This window comes from Anabaena sp. CS-542/02, assembly GCF_028331085.1.
In the GTDB taxonomy this organism is placed as follows: domain Bacteria; phylum Cyanobacteriota; class Cyanobacteriia; order Cyanobacteriales; family Nostocaceae; genus Anabaenopsis; species Anabaenopsis arnoldii.
This window is the reverse complement of sequence record NZ_JAQMTM010000037.1, coordinates 33,784-40,236: the sequence shown is the minus strand read 5'-3', so window position 1 is coordinate 40,236 and position 6,453 is coordinate 33,784. Positions and strand designations below refer to the sequence as shown.

3 protein-coding genes are annotated in these 6,453 nt (G+C 41.8%); 2 read left to right on the top strand and 1 reads right to left on the bottom strand.

All coding sequences use genetic code 11. The features are described from left to right. Positions 1-153 precede the first annotated feature (153 nt). A complete protein-coding gene (gene polA / locus PN447_RS03355) occupies positions 154-3,051 on the top strand; it encodes a DNA polymerase I (RefSeq protein WP_271760812.1) in 2,898 nt (965 codons plus the stop codon). A gap of 332 nt (positions 3,052-3,383) precedes the next feature. Beyond that, positions 3,384-5,465: an NAD(P)H-quinone oxidoreductase subunit 5 gene (locus PN447_RS03350; RefSeq protein ID WP_271760813.1), complete on the top strand. Its 2,082-nt coding sequence runs from the start codon at positions 3,384-3,386 to the stop codon at positions 5,463-5,465. A gap of 405 nt (positions 5,466-5,870) precedes the next feature. Here PN447_RS03350 and PN447_RS03345 read toward each other — a convergent pair whose 3' ends face one another. Further along, positions 5,871-6,089, bottom strand: coding sequence for a hypothetical protein (locus PN447_RS03345; RefSeq protein WP_271760811.1), 219 nt, complete (start codon positions 6,087-6,089; stop codon positions 5,871-5,873). Positions 6,090-6,453 lie beyond the last annotated feature (364 nt).

Below are 6,453 nucleotides of genomic sequence, written 5' to 3'. Positions count from 1 at the left end.
TTCGTTAAGTCTCCATCTGACGGGCTGGTAATGAGCCGGGACATAAATGGTGCGCGAGGGATTTTCCTACGTGCATTGGTTGATACGCCCTCTCTTAAAGAGTGTATTTGTTAGTTAATGTTAGCAAAAAAGTATCGGTAAAATAATATAGCTATGTCTCAAACTGCAAACACCACACGTCGTCCCACCTTCATCATCGTAGATGGACATTCCCTAGCTTTTCGTTCTTATTTCGCCTTCGCCAAAGGAAAAGATGGCGGACTGCGGACTAAAACAGGAATTCCTACTAGTGTATGTTTTGGGTTTCTCAAATGTCTATTGGAAGTTATGGCGACACAACAACCAGAAGCCATAGCTGTGGCTTTTGATTTGGGTTTACCAACTTTTCGCCATGAAGCTGATGATACTTATAAAGCTGACCGTCCAGGAACACCAGAAGATTTTGTTCCTGATTTAAAAAATCTGCACGAATTGCTAGCAGGGTTAAATCTGCCAATTTTCACCGCACCTGGTTATGAAGCGGATGATGTTTTGGGAACCATGGCACAAAAAGCTACTGCTGCTGGGTATGGAGTGAAAATCTTAACAGGCGATCGCGATTTATTTCAACTCATCGACCCAGCCAAAGAAATCACCGTTTTAAATTTTAGCCCTGATGCTCTCAAACGTTCTACAAACAGCATCACTGAATTTAGTACAGCAGAAGTTCAAGCCAAATTAGGTGTATTACCTGCACAAATTGTCGATTTTAAAGCCCTCTGTGGTGATAAATCAGATAATATTCCCGGTGTCAAGGGAATAGGCGAAAAAACCGCAGTACAGCTACTTAGTACTTACGGTTCTCTAGATCAGATTTATGCGGCACTAGATGAAATTAAAGGCGCAACACAGACAAAACTATTAACAGGTAGAGAAGACGCCCAAAAGTCCCAATACTTAGCCAAAATTGTTTTAGATGTTCCTCTAGAAATTAATTTAGAAGATTGCAAATTAACGGGATTTGATACCAGTATTCTCACTCCCATTTTAGAGAAATTAGAATTCAAAAGCTTTTTAGGTAAATTTAACGAACTCCAGCAACGTTTTGGTGGGGAAATCACCCAGAACTCAGCCACCACACCCGATGAAGATGATGATGTGTGGTTTTTTAGTGCTGCGGACACAGCAGCAATGTCACCAAAAATTAACTCACCCATTCAACCACGGATAATTAAGACCTCATCCCAACTGACTGAGTTAGTCAACTTATTACAAAAATTTACTGACCCCAAACATCCTGTTGCTTGGGACACTGAAACCACTGGATTAGAACCAAGAGATGCTCAACTAGTGGGTATTGGTTGCTGTTGGGGAATTGCTCCTGATGAGTCAGCTTATATTCCCCTGGGTCATAGAGAAGGGGAGAATTTACCTAAAGATATTGCACTCACCGCACTAAATCCGATATTATCAAGTGCAGAATATCCCAAGACCTTCCAAAATACTAAATTTGACCGCTTAGTTTTTCGCAACCAAGGAATTAACTTGGCGGGGGTAGTATTTGATACCATGTTAGCCAGTTATGTTTTAAATCCAGATACTAGCCATAACCTCACTGATTTAGCGTTGCGTCATTTGGGATTAATCTTAACTAACTATAATGATTTAGTTCCCAAAGGTAAAAATATTGGGGATCTAGATATCACTGCTGTAGCTAATTATTGCTGTTTACAAGTTTACGCCACATGGCAACTTGTGCCTAAGCTCCGTGAGGAATTAGAAAAAACTCCAGCTTTACATAAGTTATTGCTACAAGTGGAACAACCCCTAGAAGCAGTTTTAGCGGAGATGGAATATACGGGTATTTCGATTAATTCTGTTTACTTACAAGAACTCTCCCAGGAATTAGAGATAACTTTAGCTAAATTACAGGACACAGCAATTACCGTAGCTGGAGAAAAATTTAATTTGGGTTCTCCTAAACAATTAAGTCAAATCTTATTTGAAAAATTGGGGTTAAGTACCAAATACTCCCGGAAAATTCAAACCGGTTACTCTACTGATGCAGGGACTTTAGAAAAACTCCAGGAAGTTGATACAACTGGCTTTGTTAATGCCATTATTGAATATCGTACTTTATCGAAATTAAAGTCTACCTATGTAGATGCTTTACCGGCTTTAGTCCGTCCAGATACCCAACGGATACATACTGATTTTAATCAAACTGCAACTTCTACGGGCCGGTTATCTTCCTCGAATCCCAACTTACAAAATATCCCCATTCGTACAGCTTTTAGTCGCCAAATTCGTAAGGCTTTTTTACCGAAATCAGATTGGTTAATGGTGTCTGCGGATTACTCTCAAATCGAGTTACGCATATTAGCTCATTTGAGTCAGGAGCCGATACTATTACAAGCATATCAGCAAAATGAAGATATTCACACAGTAACCGCACGTTTAGTATTTGACAAGGAAGATATTACATCAGAAGAACGCAGGATTGCGAAAACTATTAATTTTGGTGTAATATATGGTATGGGTTCACTAAAATTTTCCCGTTCTACGGGGATAGATAAAACTATTGCTAATGAGTTTATCCAGCGATTTAATGAACGTTATCCATGTGTATTTGCTTATTTAGAAGGGTTAAAAAAACAAGCGATCGCTCAAGGTTATGTAGAAACTATTCTAGGTAGACGCAGGTATTTTGAGTTTACCAATAATAGTTTACGCCACTTAAAAGGTAGCAACCCAGATAACATTGACTTGAGTAAATTAAAAAAATTAGCTGCTTCCGATGCGGGATTATTACGTTCTGCTGCTAATGCCCCAATTCAAGGTTCTAGCGCTGATATTATCAAAATTGCCATGGTGCGACTGCATAAAGTTTTGCAGAAGTATCAAGCGCGGTTGTTATTACAAGTTCACGATGAATTAGTATTTGAAGTTCCTCCTCTAGAGTGGGAAGAATTGCAACCACAAATCAAGTCACTCATGGAAGATGCTGTACATTTAAGTGTCCCCTTAGTGGTTGATGTGAGTACGGGTGATAATTGGATGGAGACCAAGTAATTACAGCTACAATGATTGACCATAACCGTTTATTCAACAGACAGTTGGCACTACATCTCCTACCTTAAAGACGTATGTGGGTTCCTGAGTCAGCCACATACTCAGGAGTTTTGTCCCTATGGCCTAACCTGATCAGGTTTTCATGATTAGTTACTGGTTATGTGTAATACCACTAAATATTTTCTGTTCCTTACTACCCAATTTATAAAATATAAAACCATGCTTAATTACCCGGCCCAATTAGCTTCGGGTGGGGTATTTTATCCTCAAGGGTGTGTGTCACAATTATTAACAGTTCCCCCAAATTAGAATTCTAAAAGTAAGCATCAGTGATGGAAGTAATCTATGAATATGCCTGGCTGATTCCAGTATTTCCGCTTTTAGGAGCAATGCTGGTTGGTTTAGGGTTAATTTCTTTAAATCAAGTGACAAACCGCCTGCGGCAAATCAACGCTGTGGTCATCATCTCCCTCATGGGAGCAGCAATGGCGTTCTCGTTGGCCTTGCTGTGGAGCCAAATTCAAGGACACGCGCCTTACCTGCGTACCCTAGAATGGGCAGCAGCCGGTAATTTTCACTTGAGTATGGGCTACACTATCGACCACCTAACAGCCCTGATGCTGGTGATTGTCACCACAGTAGCTTTATTAGTCATGGTGTACACCGATGGCTATATGGCTCACGACCCTGGATACGTCAGGTTTTACGCCTATCTCAGCCTGTTCGGTTCCTCGATGTTGGGTCTAGTAGTTAGTCCCAACCTGGTGCAGATTTATATCTTCTGGGAACTAGTGGGGATGTGTTCTTACCTGCTGGTAGGCTTTTGGTACGATCGCAAAGCAGCAGCAGATGCTTGTCAAAAAGCATTTGTGACTAACCGCGTGGGAGACTTTGGGTTACTATTGGGTATCCTCGGACTATTCTGGGCTACGGGAAGCTTTGATTTTGGCGTGATGGGCGATCGCCTAGGCCAACTCGTAGAAACCGGTTCCGTAAGCAATTTTCTCGCCATCCTGTTGGCGATCTTAGTCTTCTTAGGGCCCGTGGCAAAGTCCGCCCAATTTCCCCTCCACGTCTGGCTCCCAGACGCCATGGAAGGACCAACCCCCATTTCAGCCCTCATCCACGCTGCCACCATGGTAGCAGCCGGTGTGTTCCTGATTGCCCGGATGTACCCAGTATTTGAGCATGTCCCAGCGGCCATGAACGTCATTGCCTTTACCGGGGCATTTACGGCGTTTTTGGGTGCTAGTATTGCCATAACTCAAAATGACATCAAAAAGGGTCTGGCTTATTCCACCATCTCCCAATTAGGCTACATGGTGATGGCTATGGGATTAGGCTCATACAGTGCGGGTTTGTTCCACCTCATGACCCACGCCTACTTTAAGGCGATGTTATTCCTAGGTTCTGGTTCGGTGATTCACGGTATGGAAGGGGTTGTCGGTCATGACCCAGCCTTAGCCCAGGATATGCGCTTGATGGGAGGAATGCGAAAGTATATGCCCGTCACAGGTATTACCTTCTTGATTGGTTGCTTGGCAATTTCTGGGGTTCCACCTTTTGCTGGTTTCTGGTCAAAAGATGAAATTCTCGGTAACGCCTTTGAAGCTAGTCCACTTCTGTGGTTAATTGGCTGGTTAACTGCCGGTATTACCGCCTTCTATATGTTTAGAATGTACTTCATGACATTTGAAGGCAAATTCCGCGGTAACGACGAGAAAATTAAGGATAAGCTGAAAAAAGCTGCCACCCCCATAGTCCAGGAATTAGATTCGGCTGCACTAGCGCCTAATTTTGGTCCTGGGGCCATGAAACAAGGAGAATTGGCAGCCCATGACTCCCACGGACATCACAGCAGTACTCCCCATGAATCACCGTGGACGATGACTTTACCTCTGGCTGTGTTGGCTATACCTTCGATTCTGATAGGTCTGGTGGGGACACCCTACGCTAACTACTTTGAGGAGTTTATTTTTCCCCCTAGCGAAACCATCACCGAAGTTCTGGAAAAAGCCGCTGAGTTTAACCCGACGGAGTTTTACGTCATGGCGGGGGCTTCTGTAGGTATTTCTTTAATCGGCATTACCTTGGCTTCGCTAATGTATTTGTGGGGTAAAATTGACCCGGCTGCGATCGCTTCTCAAATCAAATCTCTTTATGAGCTATCCCTGAATAAGTGGTACTTTGATGACATTTACCATCGTGTCTTTGTTCTGGGACTACGTCGTCTAGCTCGACAAGTGATGGAAGTTGACTTCCGCGTTGTTGATGGTGCTGTTAATCTTACCGGCTTTTTCACCCTCGTTAGTGGTGAAGGTCTGAAGTACCTGGAAAATGGTCGCGCTCAATTCTACGCCTTAATTATCTTTGGGGCAGTTTTGGGTTTAGTGATTTTCTTTGGTATCACCTAGTTATTACAGGGGTGGACTGCTGTCCGCCCCTACATGATTTTTTGTTTCACGCGCCAGACCCAGTAGGCGCAGAGAGTTGCATTGCAAAAGATGACAAGATTTCTTTTTGACTACAAGTCATATAGTTACTAGAAATATAGTCAAATATTTTTAGCTTGGTAAGGTCTAAACCTTACTGGGCTAACTACAAGCCTCTCTGCTGAGTTTCCATCAAAGATAGAGTCCCCAGCTACCTTTCTTAATATATTTAGGGAACCATTCAAGTCTGCTGAATATATTTTCCCAGACTTAGACCTAAATAAACCTCTGTTGATTCTTTCCCCTAAATACCTTTATTTGCTGTCAGGGTGTTGATAAACTCTATTTTCTCAAAGCCAAAGCCAAATCCTGAATTTATAAATTGTCCTAGTCCATTGGTTTCGCAAGTCCTTCTGCAATCTCTCTTTTAGCACGTTGAGCAGATGCAATCAATTTTGGTTGAGTTGTCTTAAATGAATTATCCCATTTTAATTCATCTTGCAAATCTTCCAAGTACTCTCGAAGATGTTCTAAAACTCTGTTTTGTACATCTTCAGGCAAAGATTCCATCATCTTAATTACAGTGCTAATTTCTGGAGATGACATAATAAAATTTTCCTTTTAAACTTCACCCGTCTGCTTTATTAAATATACCTGAATCAACATGATTAAGACTATTAACTCTGAAGTGTCAGATAGCGAACATCAGGAAATGACCCCAGCATAGTATTTTATAGAAGGTGTACGTGGTAAACATTGCCAAACTTACAAACGTGGAAATATTGTGACTATTTATCAAGAGGTTTGTACAAATATTTGACTAACACCTCAATAATCATCTAAAAATACCTGATTTTCATATTTTCATTAAATTTGCCATTTAATGTACAACAGATGCCTTAATTGCTCATTATGAGGCAATTGGCGGGGAGTTTACCTGTAATATACAGACTGGCGGTTAGGGCTGCTT